We start from the raw sequence: 15,715 nt of genomic DNA, 5'->3' as shown, positions 1-15,715 counted from the left end.
ACTCACTGCTCAGGGAGTCCTGTTCATGTACGACTACGACCTGCTGGTCGTGGGCTCGGCCAACGCCGACCTCGTGGTGGCGGTCGAGCGGCGCCCCGGCGCCGGGGAGACCGTCCTCGGCGGTGACCTCGCCGTTCACCCGGGCGGCAAGGGCGCCAACCAGGCCGTCGCCGCCGCCCGCCTCGGGGCCCGTACGGCGCTGCTCGCGCGCGTCGGCGACGACGGCCACGGCCGTCTGCTCCTGGACTCCCTGGGCTCGGCCGGGGTCGCCACGGCGGGTGTCCTGACCGGCGGCGCGCCGACCGGGGTCGCCCTCATCACCGTCGACCCCTCCGGCGACAACAGCATCGTCGTCTCTCCCGGCGCCAACGCCCGCCTCACCCCTGACGACGTGCGCGCAGCCGAGCCGCTGCTGCGCTCGGCGCGGGTGGTGTCGGCGCAACTGGAGATCCCGCAGGAGACGGTGACGGAGGTGGTGCGGCACCTTCCCGAGGGCACCCGCTTCGTGCTCAACCCCTCTCCGCCGCGCCCGCTGTCGCCCGAGGTCCTGGCCGCCTGCGATCCGCTGGTCGTCAACGAGCACGAGGCCCGCGTCCTGCTGGACGGCTCCGCCGAGGACCCGGCCACCCAGGCCCGCGCGCTGCTCGCCCTCGGGCCCCGCTCGGTCGTGGTGACCCTGGGCGCCGAGGGGGCGTTGGTGTGCGACGAGTCGGGTGTCCGTCGCGTGGCCCCGGTGCGGGTGAGCGCGGTCGACACCACGGGCGCGGGTGACGCCTTCACCGCCGCGCTGGCCTGGCGGCTGGGCGCCGGTGTCCCGCCGGCGGAGGCGGCGGCCTGGGCGGCCCGGGTGGGGGCGGCGGCCGTGACACGCCGGGGTGCGCAGGAGTCGTACCCCACGGCGGACGAGGTGGCCGCGCTGCCGGGCTGAGTCACCCGCCGGCTGAGTCACAGCCGCCGCGCGCACCCCACCGGATCGGCCCCGCCCACCTGGACGTACAGGGAGGTGGACGGCGGGCACGCGCGGCGGTTCGGGGCGGTCTCGGTGACCTGGTAGCGCGGGGGGTGGGGGCCCGTGCCGTCGCAGGCGGTCTCGCGGACCTGGCCGTCGCCGGAGTCGTAGACGCAGTCGCCGGGGACGGTGCGGGGGCCGCCGCCGTGGCCGGGGTCGCCGGGGTGCGGCGGCTGGAGGTTGCGCATGCAGGCGTAGCCGCGCGGTACGGCGGGGGCGGTCGTGCGGCCGGTCGCGGGACGGCCGCCGCCGATGTGCAGGACGAAGTCGGTGGCCGGCGGGCAGGGCGGTCCTTCGGTCACCGGGCCGTCGTGGCGGGCGACGACCCGGGCGGCGGCCCGCTCACCCGAGCAGGGCACCTCGGTGAAGCTGGTCGGGCCGAAGGAGCTGCACTCGCCCAGGGCGAGGAACGTGCCGTCGCGCGTCGGCGGGGCAGCCGAGGGGCGCACCCCGGCCGAGGGCGCCGTGCGCTGGCAGCCCGTCACGCCCCACAGCACCGCCAGCGCCAGCAGTAACGCGGACGGCAGTCGTGCCGCCGTGCCCACGGCACCGTTCCCGCGCATCGCACTCCCCCCGAAGACCCCGCCCAGCCTGACGCGCCGCGCGGGCGCCGCGCCAGTCGACAGGGGTGGTTTCCGCCCTTCGGGGGTGTCCTGCCCGGTGCGTGACGTATGTCTAGTACGTCAGCCCGTGACCGAGCGGGTACAGCACCTGCGCCGGATCGTCCGCCCGCTGCACCGGCACCGGGAGCTTGCCGCGCGGGGCGACCTTGCCCGCGACGACCCGGGCGGCGGCGCGCACCTCGACGTCGGTCCAGCCGTACGAGGTCAGATACGCCTTGACGGTGGGCAGTTGGGCCACGTCGTAGGGGTTGCGGACGGCCACCGCGACCACGGGACGCTTGGTGGCGAGGAGCTTGTCGACCAGGGTGCGCTGGGGGTCGCCGGCGGTGAGGTTGTACGTCAGCACGACCACCGCGTCCGCTTTCCCGGCCGCCGTCACCGCCTTGGCCACGGTCGCGGAGGAGGGGGCCGTGCCGGTGGCGAGGACGGTGGTGGTGAAGCCGAGTTCCTTCAGGGCGGCGGCCATGACCTTGGTGGGCGGACCATCGGTGCCGGACGGGGAAGCCGGGTCGGCGCCGACCACCAGGACGCGGGGCGTGTGGCGGCGGTCGAGCGGGAGCGTGCGGTCCTCGTTGACCAGCAGGGTGGTGGTGCGCTCGGCGATGCGGTCGGCCGCGGCCAGGTGGGACTTGCTGCCCACGGCCGAGGTCACCCGGGAGTGAGTGGTGTAGGCGTGGTCGAACAGGCCGAGGCGGGCCTTCATCCGCAGGATGCGCAGAACCGATTCGTCGAGGCGGGCCTCCGTCAGCTCGCCCCCGCGCACCGCGTCCCGTACGGCGTGCCAGGCCACGTCGATGGAGGGCGGGTTGAGGAGCTGGTCCACGCCCGCCTTGAGGGCGAGCACCGGCACCCGGTCGTCGCCGTACTTGGTGCGCACGCCCTCCATGCCGAGGGAGTCGGTGATGACCACGCCGTCGTAGCCGAGGTCGCCGCGCAGGATGCCGGTGACGATGGGGTGGGAGAGGGTCGCCGGGTCGCCGGAGGGGTCGAGCGCGGGGAACTGGATGTGCGCGGTCATGATCGAGTCGATGCGCGCGGAGATCGCGGACCGGAAGGGCACCGCGTCGAGCTTCTCCCACTGCTCCCGGGTGTGGGTGATGACCGGGAAGCCGGTGTGGCTGTCGGTCGCGGTGTCGCCGTGGCCGGGGAAGTGCTTGGCGGTCGCCGCGACCCGGGCCGACTGATAGCCCTTCACCTCGGCGGAGACCAGGAGCCCGGCGAGACCCGGGTCCGCGCCGAAGGAGCGCACCCCGATGACGGGGTTGGCCGGGTTGATGTTCACGTCCGCGTCGGGCGAGTAGTCCTGGTTGACGCCCATCGCGCGCAGCTCGGTGCCGGAGAGGCGGCCGAGGGCGAGGGCGTCGGTGTAGGAGCGCCCGGCGGCGACGGCCATGGCGCCCGGGAAGAGCGTGGCGGGCTTGCCCACCCGGCACACCGCGCCGTGCTCCTGGTCGGTGGCGACGAGCACGGGCAGCCCGCGCTTGAGACCGAGGGACGCCTTCTGGATGCCGTTGGACAGGTCCGCGATCTGGTGGGGATCGCGGGTGTTGTGCGCCCAGGTGAAGTAGATGATGCCGCCGACGCGGTACTTGGCGATCAGCTCGGCGGCGGTGGCGACGCCCAGCTCCTGGCGGTTGGCGTCGATGTCGGCCTGGTCGGGGGCGGTGGCGGAGTGGCCGTAGACCCGCATCACGAAGAGCTGGCCGACCTTCTCCTCCAGCGTCATGCCGGCGATCAGCGCGCGCAGCGCCTGGTCGTCCGGCGTGGCGGCGGCGTGGGCGGCCGGAGCGGGCGCGGCGAGGGCCGCGGTGAGCCCGGCGGTCGCGGCGAGGACGGCGCGTCTGGACGGCCGTGCGGTGTTTCCCGTGCTTGCCGTGCGGGTGTCGGGCACGTGCGCCCCTTCCGGAGGAGAAAAAGCTGAAGGAAACTTCCGAGGAATCACCAATATCCGGGAAGTTTCTTTCCGTCAAGGGACCGCACAGGACGGGTCACCGGGGCGAACGGGGGCCCGGGAACGGTGCCGCCACCGGCGCATGGGAGGGGGGCGCGCCGGTGGCGGCGACGCCGGTCGCGGTGCGGCTTGGGAGGGTGGTGTCGGTTCCTGGTCTGCGGACCCGGCCGACACCGCACCACGAACTGGTCCGGCGTTCGGGGCTTGGACGGGCGAGGGCGCCGACCGGTTCCCGCCCGGTCGGCGCCCTCCCCGCCATGCGCCTTACGGTCGCAGCGCGGGCTCGCGCTCCACGTCGCGTACGTCGAGCCGCGCGTCGAAGCGGGCCAGCGGCTTCGCGGCCGAGGGGTCGTCCTGGACCGCCGCGGTGGCGACCCCGGCCCAGTCGAGGATCCGGGCGGTGGCCAGGGTGCGCTGGTCGGCCGTCAGACCGGCGACGTTGGCACCGTGGTTCATGCCGGGCGCGGTGAACACGTAGGAGTCACGGGCGCCCGCGCCGGGGCGGAAGCGCTCGGCTCCCCACGGGTCGTTCTGGCCGTAGACGAACAGCATGTGACGGGCGTGGTGGCGGACCCAGGTGTCGACGTCCCGCATGACGCCGGGCTGGAAGCGCATCGGGATGGAGCGCGGCACGAAGGTGCGCGGAGGCTGGTAGCCGTAGCGGATCAGCCCGCGTTCGATGTGCGGGAAGTGGATGGTGGGCGAGCCGAGCTGGGTGCCCGCCTGGTAGTAGTACGGGGTGTACTGCTCCAGACCCTGGTCGGTGTAGGCGGAGAAGCCGGAGATCGCGTCCACGGAGTCCCAGATGGCGTCGTCGCTCGCGTGCGCCGCGTCGGCCGGGATGCCGTCGCAGTCGGGCCCGTTGTACTGCCAGAAGCCCCACACGTAGTCGAGGACGACGGCCTCGTACGCCTTGTCCAGGGAGCCGACGGTGGTGAAGGTGTACCCGCCCTCGGTCGCGTACTGCGCGTACCGCTGCTCCAGCGCCTTGCGGCGCACCAGGGCCTCGCGCTGGACGGCGTCGAGCCGGTCGCGGCACTCCCTGGTGCCGACGTGCTCGAAGAAGCGGTCGTACGCCGAGTCCTCGTCGTTCACCACGTCGTTGGGGGCGACGTAGGCGACCACGCCGTCCATGTCGCGCGGGTAGAAGCGCTCGTAGTAGGTGGCGGTCATGCCGCCCTTGGAGCCGCCGGTGGCCAGCCAGTTGGCGGAGTAGACGCTCTTCAGCGCCTGGTAGACGCGGTGCTGGTCGCTCGCCGCCTGCCAGATGTCGAGCTTGGACCAGTCGGCCGGGGCCGGGCGGGACGGGGTGAAGTAGCGGTACTCCAGGGATACCTGGTTGCCGTCCACGATCTGGGTGGGCTCGCGGCGCGACGGCGTGGTGGAGACGTTGTAGCCGCTGGTGTAGAAGACGGTCGGGCGGCTGGTGTCCTTGTGCAGCACGGTGATCCGCTGCTGGAAGGTGCCGCGGTCCGGGTGCCGGTGGTCCACGGGCTGGGTGAAGTTCAGGACGAAGAAGCGGTAGCCGGAGTAGGGCTTCTCCTCGATCAGGCTCATGCCGGGTATGGCGAGGAGCCGGTCCTTGATGTCGGCGGGCGCGGCGGTGGCCGCCCCTGCGGTGCCTGCCGCGCTCAGGGTGCCGAGCAGCACCGTGAGCGCCAGCAGCCATCTGAGGGCCTTGCGCATTCGACTCTCCCCTGTGAGACACATGTGCGCCGGAAGCTATCCGAGCAACTGCCGTGACACCAGGGGGTGTTGGGTGTGTCGGGGCGAGAGAGCCGTGCGGGTCGGGCGGGCCGGGGGGCGGGCGGGCCGTGCGGGTCGGGCGGCCCGTGGGGGTCAGGCGGTCAGGCGGTCAGCCGGTCAGCCGGTCAGCCGGTCAGCCGGTCAGCACAGAATCCAGCCGGAGCTGACCGAGCCGCGCCCCACCGTCCCGCGCACCCGGACGCAGCGGTGTCCGGCGTGCACGGTGACGGGTCCCGCGTGGTCGCGGTAGCGGCCCTTGTCGGTCACCGGCCGGTTGCCGCGCGCCTGCACGCTGAGCGACATCGCGCGCGGGGCGCCGGGAGCCTTGGCGACGGTGACCGCGCAGACGTAGCCGTCGCGCTTGTAGAGCCGGACGACACCGGTCCGGAACGGCAGGCTGCGCACCTGGTGCCCGGGGCAGTCGTGGCGCGGGGCGGCCCCGGCGCCGGGCGCGGCGAGGACGAGCACCCCGAGGACCGTCAGAACGGCCGCGCAGGCCGCCGACAGCCGACGTATCGCATCACCGGCCACTTCCCGTGCCTCCCCCGCGCCCCCGCGCACACGCCCTCGATGTACGTACTGGTGTACGGACGCACGGGATGTACCGGATGGTTGCACGATCGTCAGCGAAGCGCGCGGGGCGCGGGCGCCCCGGCGCACGCTTTCCTCCCGCGCGCCGGGTGTCCGGCTCAGCCCGTCACACCCACCGGCTCCTCCGGCTCCGACTCCCCCACGAACGTCCGCCACAGCGCGGCGTACCGGCCGCCCAGGGCGAGCAGTTCGTCGTGGGTGCCGTCCTCGGCGACCCGGCCGTGGTCCATCACGACCACGCGGTCGGCGCGGGCGGCCGTGGTCAGCCGGTGGGCGACCACCAGGGTCGTACGGCGGCCCGTCAGGCGGTCGGTGGCCTGGTTGACCTGGGCCTCGGTGGCCAGGTCCAGGGCGGCGGTGGCCTCGTCGAGGAGCAGGATGTCGGGGTCCACCAGCTCGGCGCGGGCGAGCGCGACGAGCTGGCGCTGACCGGCCGAGAGGTTGCGGCCGCGCTCGGCGACCTCGTGCAGATAGCCGCCGTCGAGCGTGGCGATCATCTCGTGCGCGCCGACCGCCCGCGCGGCCGCCTCCACCTCGGCGTCGGTGGCGTCGGGGCGGCCGTAGGCGATGGCGTCGCGGACCGTGCCGGGGAAGAGGTACGCCTCCTGCGGCACGACCCCGAGCCGGTGCCGGTACGAGGTGAGGTCCAGGGCGCGCAGGTCGGTGCCGTCGACGGTGACCCGGCCCGAGGTGGGGTCGTAGAACCGTGCGACCAGCTTGACCAGCGTGGACTTGCCCGCGCCGGTCTCGCCGACGAAGGCGACCGTCTGCCCGGCCGGGACGGTGAGGGCGACGCCGGTCAGCGCCTCCTCCTCGTCGCCGTACGCGAACGACACGTCCTCGAAGGCGATGTCTCCGCGCAGCGAGAGCACCTCCAGGGGCTCGGCGGCGGAGCCGGTGGAGGCGGGCTCGCGCAGCAGCTCCTGGATACGGCCGAGGGAGACGGTGGCCTGCTGGTAGCCGTCGAAGACCTGGGAGAGCTGCTGGACGGGCGCGAAGAACAGGTCGATGTAGAGCAGATAGGCGACCAGCGCGCCGGTGGTCAGCGTGGCCGCCTCCACCCGCCCGGCGCCCGCGATCAGCACGGCGGCGGCCGCGACCGAGGACAGGAGCTGGACGAACGGGAAGTAGACGGAGATCAGCCACTGGCCCCGGATGCGGGCCTGCCGGTAGCTGTCGCTGCGCGCGGCGAACCGGCGCCCGCCGTCGCCCTCGCGCCGGAACGCCTGCACGATCCGCAGCCCGGCGACCGACTCCTGGAGGTCGGCGTTGACCACCGAGACCCGCTCGCGCGCCAGCTCGTACGCCTTCACGCTGGCCCGGCGGAAGAAGAAGGTGGCCACGATCAGCGGGGGCAGCGTGGCGAAGACGACCAGCGCGAGCTGGACGTCGAGCACCAGCAGCACGCCCATGATCCCGAAGAAGGTGACGACGGAGACGAACGCGGTGACCAGACCCGTCTGGAGGAACGTGGACAGCGCGTCCACGTCCGTGGTCATCCGGGTCATGATGCGGCCGGTCAGCTCGCGCTCGTAGTAGTCGAGACCGAGCCGCTGGAGCTGGGTGAAGATCTTCAGCCGCAGCGCGTAGAGCACCCGCTCGCCGGTACGGCCGGTCATCCGGGTCTCGCCGTACTGCGCGACCCATTGCACCAGGACCGTGAGCAGCCCGAGCAGCGAGGCCGCCCAGACCGCGCCGAGAGCGGCCCGGGTGACGCCCTGGTCGATGCCGTGCCGGATCAGGATCGGCAGCAGCAGTCCCGCGCCCGCGTCGACGGCGACGAGCAGCAGGCTGATCAGCAGGGGGCGCCCGAAGCCGTGCAGCAGGCGGCGCAGCCCGTAGGAGTCCTCGGGACGGACCGCGCGGGCCTCGTCCACGCCGGGGGTGTCGGTGGCCGGGGGCAGCGCCTCGACCTTGGCGAGGAGTTCCGGGGTGGCCGGGGTGCCGGCGAGCGCCCGGTCGCGGGGCTCGCGGTCGCCGGTCCACAGCCTGGGGGTGACCCCGCGCTCGGCGTCGAACTCGGCGTTCAGCTCCTCGCGGACGGATGTGTCCTCGCGCGGTTCGGCCGGGACGGCGCGGCCCGGGGAGACCCCGCCCAGCTCGTCGGGGTCGGTGAGCAGCCTGCGGTAGAGCGGGGAGCGCTTCTGGAGTTCGGCGTCGGTGCCGATGTCCGCGAGGCGGCCGTCCTCCAGGACCGCGATGCGGTCGGCCAGGTTCAGGGTGGAGCGGCGGTGGGCGATGAGCAGGGTCGTACGGCCCTCCATCACCTGCTTCAGCGCCTCGTGGATCTCGTGCTCCACGCGGGCGTCGACGGCGCTGGTCGCGTCGTCCAGGACCAGCAGACGGGGGTCGGTGAGCAGGGCGCGGGCGAGCGCGACGCGCTGGCGCTGGCCGCCGGAGAGGGTGAGGCCGTGCTCGCCGACCTTGGTGTCGTAGCCCTGGGGCAGCTCGCTGATGAACCCGTGCGCCTGGGCGGCGCGGGCGGCCGCCTCGATCTCGTCCTGGGTGGCGTCGGGGCGGCCGTAGGCGATGTTCTCGCGGACCGAGGTGGAGAACAGGAAGGAGTCCTCCGGGACCAGGCCGATCGCGGCGCGCAGCGAGTCGAGGGTCAGCTCGCGCACGTCGTGGCCGCCGACCAGGACGGCGCCGCGGCTCACGTCGTAGAAGCGGGGCAGCAGCAGGGAGAGGGTGGACTTGCCGGAGCCGGAGGTGCCGACGACGGCCAGGGTCTCGCCCGGCCGGATCTCGAAGCTGAGCCCGTCGAGGACGGGCCGGTCGGCGTCGTAGCCGAAGGACACGTCGTCGAACTCGACGGAGGCGGGGGCGTCGGCCGGGAGGTCCTTGGTGCCGTCCTTCATGGTCGGCTCGGTGTCGATGAGCTCCAGGACGCGCTCGGTGCCCGCGCGGGCCTGCTGGCCGACAGTGAGCACCACGGCGAGCATCCGCACCGGGCCGACCAGCTGGGCGAGGTAGGTGGAGAAGGCGACGAACGTGCCGAGCGTGATGTGGCCGCCCACCGCGAGCCAGCCGCCGAGGGCGAGCATGGCGACCTGGCCGAGCGCGGGCACGGCCTGGAGGGCGGGGGTGTACTTGCTGTTCAGCCGGATGGTCCGCAGCCGCGCCGCGAACAGCCTGCGGCCGACCTCGCGCAGCTTCCCGGTCTCCTGCTCCTCCTGCCCGAACCCCTTCACCACGCGGACGCCGCTGACCGCGCCGTCCACCACCCCGGCGACGGCGGCGGCCTGCGCCTGCGCGTACCAGGTGGCGGGGTGCAGCCTGCTCCGGCTGCGCCGGGCGATCCAGCCGAGCGCGGGTCCTACCGCGAGCGCGACCAGGGTCAGGGGCAGCGACAGCCACGCCATGATCCCGAGGGAGATCAGGAACAGCAGCACGTTCCCGATGGTCATCGGAAGCATGAACAGCAGGCCCTGGATGAGCTGGAGGTCGCTCGTCGCCCGGCCGACGACCTGCCCGGTGGACAGCTCGTCCTGCCGTCGGCCGTCGAGCCGGGTGATCGTGCGGTACATCTCGGTCCGCAGATCGTGCTGCACGTCCAGGGCGACCCGGCCGCCGTAGTAGCGGCGGACATAGGTGAGCGCGTACACGAGGAGCGCGGCCCCGATCAGGGCGCCGGCCCACGGGGCCATCGCGCGGGTGTGGCCGCCGATCACATCGTCGATGATCACCTTCGTGATCAGCGGGACGACCGCCAGCACGGCCATCCCGGCGAGCGAGGAGCCGAGAGCGAGGACGACGTCCTTCGGATACCGCCAGGCGTACCCCGCCAGTCGCCGTGCCCATCCCCGTTGCGGTCCCACGCGGGTGTCCTCCGTCTTGTCGGCCTGATCTTCCGTGAGGCACAAACACGGGGTGGACGGGGCGTATTCCGTACGAGGTGCCGTCCCACGGGTGGCGCCCGCCGGGCGGGCTGTCCCCATCTGTGCTGGAATGCGTCGCGGCGCACGGACTGCTGCCGGACCCCTGGAGGCGCTCATGGACAAGGGCAACATCGACACACCGGACGCCGCCGACCTGGACGCCGCGGCCCGGCGCCACAGTGCCGCCGAGGGATGGGCGCTGCCCGACGGCAGTTATCCCGTCCGCCCGGCGGAGCTGCACGGCGCGGAGGATCTGCGCCGTGCGATCCACGCGGTCGGCCGGGGTCGCCGCGACCCGCACGACACGATCCGCCGCCACATCATGGACCGCGCCCGCGCGCTCGGGCTGTCCTCGGAGATCCCGGACGACTGGAACGCGGACGGGAGCCTCAGCGAGTAGCGGTCGTACGCACCCGGAGGTGGTAGAAGCGGGTCGTCTGGGACGGGTTCTGGTTGTCGTCGCTGACCAGGAGCACCTTGAGCCGCCCCGTGCCGTCCCGCCCCGTGACCGTCATGCCCTCGATGTTGTCGAGCAGCGGGTTGGGCTGGGGCTGCCGGGCGGTCGCGCCGAGCGGGGGGCAGTCGGCGATGTCCGCGAGCGGGGTCTTGCGCAGGAGGCGTACGCCGGGCTGTCCGGTGAGGTGCGGCACGCGCGACGTGTCGGTGGCGTGGCGCGGGTCGGCGAGGTAGAGCCGGACGGTGTTGCCCACCCCCGCGGTGAAGCCGCGCTCCAGGACGAGAAGGCGGCCGTCGGGGGTGGCCTGCACCTCGGGCACGCCGAGGCTCGGGTCGTCGGTGCGGTACGCGTACTGCGCGCCGAGCCGGAACCTCCCGTGCTCCCGCGTCCACGTCTGGAAGCGGACGGTGCCCGAGTCGTCCCCGGCGAGCGCGTACTCCATCGACGCGAGCAGGGTGTGGCCGCCGGGCAGCAGGGTCAGGCCCTCGAAGGTCTGGTTGGCGGTGGCGCGTCCGGCGGGGGCGACGCGGAGGTCGTCGGGGACCGGCAGCCGCTCCAGGATCTTCCCGTCGAGCGAGTACCGCCGTACGGACGGCTCGGTCTCGGACGTCACCAGCCGGGTGCCGTCCCGGTCCACGGCCAGCCCCTCTGAGTCCAGTTCCTTCCCGCTCTCGTCGGCGAGCGGCAGGGCCTCGGTGGGCCGCAGGGTCTTCGCGTTCAGCTGGAACAGGGTGGACCTGTCAGCGAGCGCGGCGAGCGATCCGTCGCGGTCGACGGCGAGGGCGGAGAGGTTGCCGACGTACGTGCCGTCGTACGTCGTCTTGTCGAGGGCGTCGGAGAAGCGGTCGAGGGTGACGGCGGGGGAACAGGCGTGATTCTGGCGGGCGTCGGCGTGCGCCGCTCCGGGTGCCGCGAGGCAGAAGGCGGCGGCGAGGGTTGCGGAGAGGACGGGACGGGTTCTCTTGCGCGGGGTCATGGGGGTCACGGTAGGGGGCGGGACCCAAGGACGCATGGCGGTGGGGATGTTGGCGCATGCGCACGGGCCCGGCTCCTCCGGTGGACTGAGGAGCCGGGCCCGTGACGAAGGTGCGTCAGCCCTGCGGGGGCGTGGCCACGATGGCCTCGCGCGGGGTGCTGGTCGGGACGTAGACGGCGGACTTGGACGCCGTCGGGTTGAGGTCCTTGTGGATGACCTTGGAGACGTTCTGGATGGTGGTGACGCCGTAGTCCATCGTGCTGTTGTCCTGCGTCAGCACGGTGATCATGTAGTCGCGGCCGCCGCCGTCGAAGGTGCCGAGGCTGTGGACGCGCCAGCCGTGGGTCGAGCGCTGGAGCCAGCCGTTCTTGACGTGGACGGCGACCGTGGAGGGGGCGCCGGCCGGGGTGCCCCAGCGCTGGGAGGAGACGACCTGGCCCATGAGCTTGAGGATGTACGCCCGGGCGTTGTCGCTCAGCACGCTGTTCTTGGCGGTGACGAGCTTGAGCAGCTTCTGCTCGTCGGTGACGTTGATCTGGGTCAGTCCCCAGTAACCGTCCGCCCCCGGCGTGGTCTTGGTCATCCCGGCGGCCGCCAGGAAACCCTTGACCTTGGTCACGCCGAGCTGCTTCCACAGCTTGGTGGTGGCGGTGTTGTCCGACTGCGTGATCATCGCCTTGGCGAGCGTGGTCTCGGTGCTCGTCAGATACCGGTTGTGCTTCTTGGCGTCCCAGAGCAGCGTGGCGAGCACGGTGACCTTGACGGTGCTTGCCGAGTCGTACGCGCTGGTCGCCCGCAGCGAGCAGGTGGTGCCGGTCGAGCGGTCGTACACGCCGAGCGCGACACTGCTCTTCCGCGTCGCCAGCGCCGCCGTGATGTCCTTCTCCAGCTTGTCCGCCAGCCCCGCCTTCGACGACGTGCAACTGACGACCGAGGCCGCGGACGCCGGAGTGGCGGCCACGGCCGGTATGAGCAACGCGACACCGAGCGCGGCGGCGACCGCTCCGGTACGACGTGGAGTCTGGGGTTTCATGCCCAGTTGACTAACGGACCATGGCGGAGGTTGCACGGACCATGTCCGGATTCGCACGACTTCCCCTCACAACTTGCCCGAGCCTGACGGGTTCTTTACTGGCGCTTGATGTTGCTTCCGGTGGCGAACCGTTCCCTCGAACTGGTGTCGGCGGGCGAGGTCACGACGTACGCCCACGACTTCACCGACCAACTCGCCCACTCCATCAGCCCGGACGCTCGGTCGTCTGACCGCGCAGTCCGTGACGGGCGCCGGCGGGGAGACGATCCGGCACCGCGCGTACACCTACCGCCCCGACGCAACGTCACCGGCGTCGACGACCTCCTGTCCGGCACCCGCCGCTTCGGCCTGGACGCGACGGGCGGTAAGTCGATCACCGTGAGTGCCCCAGCTCGGCTGGGCGACATCCTCACCGAGGGAATGGGTGCAGTTCACGTCCTCATCTGCCGCGAACACGTGAAGCCCTGGTGAAACATGACGCACTATCCCGACCTCAGCGCTTACGAATACAACGCGACCGAGCGGAAGACCCTCAACGTGGGCTGGCTCTCACGAGAGCACCCGTACGCGACCGGGGAGGCACCCGCAGGGCTGGTCGACGTCCTCGCCGAGCTGGCCCGCAATGCCGTGAACGCTGATCGAGGAATGCACTTCTGCGAGCTGTGTCCCGATTTCCCGACTGCCAGGGAACACACGTCCCGGGGTGATGTTTTCATCGGCGGCGGGGAGATTCGCGTAACCGGTGAACAGGGGGTCGAATACACATCTCCGGCCATGGTCGTTCATTACGTCGAAGATCATTCATACCTCCCTCCGGACGATTACTGCACAGCAGTCCTGGCTGCGACTTCCTGACGTTTCTCCATACCGCGCAAGGCCGTGGCCGACACCGAGTCCGGCCTCGCCGTATAGGTGATCACGCGTTGGCCCGAGGTGGCCGGGAGGGTCAGGGTTTCGAAGGCGAGGTCCAGCTCGCCCGCCACCGGGTGGCGCAGGCGCTTGACCCCTGACGTGCACGTGCGGACCGGGTGGCGGTTCCAGTGGGTCGTGAAGTCGGGCGAGTTGATGGTGAGGTGGCCCACCAGGGCTGACAGGCCGAGGTCGTCGGGGTGGCGGGCCGCCACCTGGCGGAGGGAGGCCACCGCCAGGACGGCCTCGGAGGGCCAGTCGCGGTACAGGGCGCGGTAGGCGGGGTCCAAGAAGAGCATGCGGGTGAGGTTGGGGCGGCCGGCGGACCTCTCCGGGGCCTCGAAGTGCAGGTGTGGCGCCAAGAGGGCGTGGCCCAGGGCGTTCCAGGCCAGGACGTCGTTCCGGCGGTCCAGCGCCAGGGCCGGTACCTCGCGCATCGACGCGAGCAACTGGCGTACCGACGCGCTCGCTGCTTCCGGACGGGACGGCTTCGTACGGGACCGTACCGGGTGGGCCAGTGCCTTCAGGTGGGCCGTTTCATCCTCGGTGAGGCGCAGCGTGCGGGCGATCGCGTTCAGGACGGAGTCCGAGGCGCCGGCCGCGCGGCCCTGTTCCAGGCGGGTGTAGTGAGTGACGCTGACACCGGAGAGCATGGCCAGTTCCTCCCGGCGCAGGCCGGTGACGCGGCGGCGGTTGGGGAGCGGGGTGAGGCCCACCTCCTCCGGACGCAGGGCGGCACGACGGGACTTGAGGAACTCGCCCAGTTCGGACGGGACGTCCATCACGGCCTCCACGGGTCGGGATTCCCATGATGACCGCCGTCGGGGCGCATGGCGGCCGCCGAGGGTGGTCACGTCATGACCACCCTCCCGGTGACCACTCGGATCGGGGCTCTGGCTGCCCCCTGTCCCTCCGGCGAGCCTGGCTTCACCCAGCCGGCCCGTCGAAGGGAACCCCCGTCATGTCGCTCACCGGAACCCCACCCCAGGCTGAAGCCACCACCCTTACCCCCCGCCTCCGTCTCGTCCTCGTCCTCCTCCTCGCCGCCCAGTTCATGCTGGCCGTGGACTTCTCGATCCTGAACGTCGCGCTTCCCGTGATCGGACAGGGCCTCGGCTTTCCGCTCGGCCGACTCCAGTGGGTCGGCACCGCGTTCGCCCTCTGCGCGGCAGGCTTCACCCTGCTCTTCGGCCGGGTGGGGGACCTCTTCGGACGGCGGCGCCTGTTCCTCGGCGGTCTCGCCGTACTCGCCGTCGCCTCCCTCGCGGGCGGACTCGCCACCAGCACCGGGGTACTGCTCGCCGCCCGCGTGCTGCAAGGGCTGGCCACCGCCGCCGTGACCCCGGCGGGGCTGTCGTTGCTGACGACCTCCTTCCCCGAGGGGCCGCTGCGGGAGAAGGCGCTCGGGCTCAATGGGGCTTTGATGTCGGCGGGGTTCACCACCGGGGCGATCCTCGGCGGGGTCCTCACCGATCTGCTGTCCTGGCGGTGGGCGTTCTTCGTCAACGTGCCCGTCACCCTAGCGGTCCTGCTGATCGCCCCCGCGGTCATCGCCGAGTCCCGCACCAGCGGCCCCCGGCCGGCGCTGGACCTCCCCGGCGCCCTCACCGTCACCCTCGGTCTGCTGGCCGTCGTGCTGGGACTCACCCAGGCGGGCGAGCGAGGCTGGGGGTCGCCGTACACCCTGGGCGCGCTCGTCGCGGGAGTGGCCCTCCTGCTCGCCTTCGGCGCGGTGGAACGCCGGGTGGCCGAACCCCTCGTACCGCTCCACGTCCTCCGCACGCGCACCGTCACCTGGGGCAATCTGGCGGGCCTCCTCGCCTTCCTCACCGAGACCTCCCTCGTCTTCCTGCTGACCCTGTATCTCCAGAAGGTGCTCGGCTTCTCCCCGCTGGCGGCCGGGCTGTCCTTCGGGGTGCTCGGGGTCGGTACGGTCACCGGCGGCGCCGTCGCTCCAAGGGTCATCGGACGGATCGGCAGCCGTCGGACGCTGATCGTCGGCGGGATCGTCCAGGCGGTGTTCACGGCCGCGCTGCTCGGCCTCGGCACGGGGCACGCGTCCCTGGGGCCGCTGCTCGTCGGCACCTTCGCGGGCGGTGTCGGGAACATGCTCGTCATCGTCGGCTTCATGGTGACCGCCACGTCGGGTCTGACCGACCGGGAACAGGGTCTGGCCACCGGCCTCGCCACCATGACCCAGCAGATCGGCATCACCATGGGCACCCCGGTGATGAGCGCGATCGCGACCGGCGCGATGACCGGTACGGGCACGCTCGCGTTCCTGGCCGGGCTGAAGGCGGCCATAGCGGCGAACGCGGCGCTGGTGCTCCTGGGAGTGCTCACCAGCGCGGTGTTCCTGCGGGGCGGTTCCGGGCGGACGTCAGTGGCGTGAGACTGCCCAGAGGGGCGGACAAGGCTGCTTTTGCCCAGGTGAGATGAGTCGGGCACGGTTTTCGAGAGGTGCCGCCGTGGGGGTGCGGGCTTGTGCGGGGCCGCTGTGGCCGGTCGCGCAGTTCCTCGCGCCCCTTGGGAGTGGCGGTCG

The 15,715-nt window shown here is 72.4% G+C and carries 13 protein-coding genes; 5 read left to right on the top strand and 8 right to left on the bottom strand.

The annotated features are described in order from the left end of the window. Positions 1–25: 25 nt before the first annotated feature. Positions 26–928: a ribokinase gene (locus ACWEEU_RS14135; RefSeq protein WP_451731983.1), complete on the top strand. Its 903-nt coding sequence runs from the start codon at positions 26–28 to the stop codon at positions 926–928. A 17-nt stretch (positions 929–945) separates the two neighbouring features. Here the strand turns inward: ACWEEU_RS14135 and ACWEEU_RS14130 are convergent, their stop codons facing one another. From ACWEEU_RS14130 to ACWEEU_RS14110, 5 genes are all read right to left on the bottom strand, one after another. Further along, the gene (locus ACWEEU_RS14130; RefSeq protein WP_451731980.1) at positions 946–1,572 is read right to left on the bottom strand and encodes a hypothetical protein; all 627 of its coding nucleotides are present in this window, start codon (positions 1,570–1,572) and stop codon (positions 946–948) included. Positions 1,573–1,684: 112 nt separating this feature from the next. Next, the gene (locus ACWEEU_RS14125) at positions 1,685–3,523 is read right to left on the bottom strand and encodes a glycoside hydrolase family 3 protein (RefSeq protein WP_385750543.1); all 1,839 of its coding nucleotides are present in this window, start codon (positions 3,521–3,523) and stop codon (positions 1,685–1,687) included. Between the two features lie 324 nt (positions 3,524–3,847). Beyond that, the gene (locus ACWEEU_RS14120) at positions 3,848–5,269 is read right to left on the bottom strand and encodes a S28 family serine protease (RefSeq protein ID WP_451731977.1); all 1,422 of its coding nucleotides are present in this window, start codon (positions 5,267–5,269) and stop codon (positions 3,848–3,850) included. 201 nt (positions 5,270–5,470) lie between these two features. Continuing rightward, a complete protein-coding gene (locus ACWEEU_RS14115) occupies positions 5,471–5,860 on the bottom strand; it encodes a hypothetical protein (protein WP_385751104.1) in 390 nt (129 codons plus the stop codon). Positions 5,861–6,018: 158 nt separating this feature from the next. Then, on the bottom strand, positions 6,019–9,738 hold the full coding sequence (locus tag ACWEEU_RS14110; RefSeq protein ID WP_451731973.1) for an ABC transporter ATP-binding protein: 3,720 nt from the start codon (positions 9,736–9,738) through the stop codon (positions 6,019–6,021). Positions 9,739–9,913: 175 nt separating this feature from the next. Here ACWEEU_RS14110 and ACWEEU_RS14105 point away from each other — a divergent pair, with 175 nt between their 5' ends. Next, positions 9,914–10,198: a hypothetical protein gene (locus ACWEEU_RS14105; protein WP_385751098.1), complete on the top strand. Its 285-nt coding sequence runs from the start codon at positions 9,914–9,916 to the stop codon at positions 10,196–10,198. Here ACWEEU_RS14105 and ACWEEU_RS14100 read toward each other — a convergent pair. Continuing rightward, positions 10,188–11,231 carry an esterase-like activity of phytase family protein gene (locus tag ACWEEU_RS14100; RefSeq protein WP_451731970.1) on the bottom strand — a complete coding sequence of 348 codons (1,044 nt, stop codon included), beginning with the start codon at positions 11,229–11,231 and terminating at the stop codon, positions 10,188–10,190. The genes ACWEEU_RS14105 and ACWEEU_RS14100 overlap by 11 nt on opposite strands. Positions 11,232–11,346: 115 nt before the next feature. Further along, the gene (locus tag ACWEEU_RS14095) at positions 11,347–12,264 is read right to left on the bottom strand and encodes a serine hydrolase (protein ID WP_451731967.1); all 918 of its coding nucleotides are present in this window, start codon (positions 12,262–12,264) and stop codon (positions 11,347–11,349) included. 120 nt (positions 12,265–12,384) lie between these two features. Between ACWEEU_RS14095 and ACWEEU_RS14090 the strand changes: the two genes are divergently transcribed. Both ACWEEU_RS14090 and ACWEEU_RS14085 read left to right on the top strand, forming a co-directional pair. Next, positions 12,385–12,735 carry a hypothetical protein gene (locus ACWEEU_RS14090; protein ID WP_451731964.1) on the top strand — a complete coding sequence of 117 codons (351 nt, stop codon included), beginning with the start codon at positions 12,385–12,387 and terminating at the stop codon, positions 12,733–12,735. A gap of 3 nt (positions 12,736–12,738) precedes the next feature. Then, positions 12,739–13,119, top strand: coding sequence for a DUF7919 family protein (locus ACWEEU_RS14085; protein WP_451731961.1), 381 nt, complete (start codon positions 12,739–12,741; stop codon positions 13,117–13,119). Here ACWEEU_RS14085 and ACWEEU_RS14080 read toward each other — a convergent pair. Beyond that, complete coding sequence (locus ACWEEU_RS14080) at positions 13,086–13,955, bottom strand: helix-turn-helix transcriptional regulator (RefSeq protein ID WP_451731958.1); 870 nt, start codon at positions 13,953–13,955, stop codon at positions 13,086–13,088. The genes ACWEEU_RS14085 and ACWEEU_RS14080 overlap by 34 nt on opposite strands. A 179-nt stretch (positions 13,956–14,134) precedes the next feature. On the opposite strand from ACWEEU_RS14080, the gene ACWEEU_RS14075 reads away from it, so the two are divergent. Next, on the top strand, positions 14,135–15,565 hold the full coding sequence (locus tag ACWEEU_RS14075) for an MFS transporter (RefSeq protein WP_451731955.1): 1,431 nt from the start codon (positions 14,135–14,137) through the stop codon (positions 15,563–15,565). The last annotated feature ends 150 nt before the right edge of the window (positions 15,566–15,715 follow it).

The sequence above is a fragment of the Streptomyces sp. NPDC005004 genome (genome assembly GCF_053600675.1).
The sequence above is the reverse complement of the archived record's forward strand: the minus strand, read 5'-3'. Positions and strand labels throughout refer to the sequence as shown.

Bases quoted from the DNA above. Each gene is read 5' to 3' on its own strand.
- ACWEEU_RS14135 (WP_451731983.1), top strand. From the start codon at position 26: ATGTACGACTACGACCTGCTGGTCGTGGGCTCGGCCAACGCCGACCTC.
- ACWEEU_RS14130 (WP_451731980.1), bottom strand. From the start codon at position 1,572: ATGCGCGGGAACGGTGCCGTGGGCACGGCGGCACGACTGCCGTCCGCG.
- ACWEEU_RS14120 (WP_451731977.1), bottom strand. From the start codon at position 5,269: ATGCGCAAGGCCCTCAGATGGCTGCTGGCGCTCACGGTGCTGCTCGGC.
- ACWEEU_RS14105 (WP_385751098.1), top strand. From the start codon at position 9,914: ATGGACAAGGGCAACATCGACACACCGGACGCCGCCGACCTGGACGCC.
- ACWEEU_RS14100 (WP_451731970.1), bottom strand. From the start codon at position 11,231: ATGACCCCGCGCAAGAGAACCCGTCCCGTCCTCTCCGCAACCCTCGCC.
- ACWEEU_RS14095 (WP_451731967.1), bottom strand. From the start codon at position 12,264: ATGAAACCCCAGACTCCACGTCGTACCGGAGCGGTCGCCGCCGCGCTC.
- ACWEEU_RS14085 (WP_451731961.1), top strand. From the start codon at position 12,739: ATGACGCACTATCCCGACCTCAGCGCTTACGAATACAACGCGACCGAG.
- ACWEEU_RS14080 (WP_451731958.1), bottom strand. From the start codon at position 13,955: ATGGACGTCCCGTCCGAACTGGGCGAGTTCCTCAAGTCCCGTCGTGCC.
- ACWEEU_RS14075 (WP_451731955.1), top strand. From the start codon at position 14,135: ATGTCGCTCACCGGAACCCCACCCCAGGCTGAAGCCACCACCCTTACC.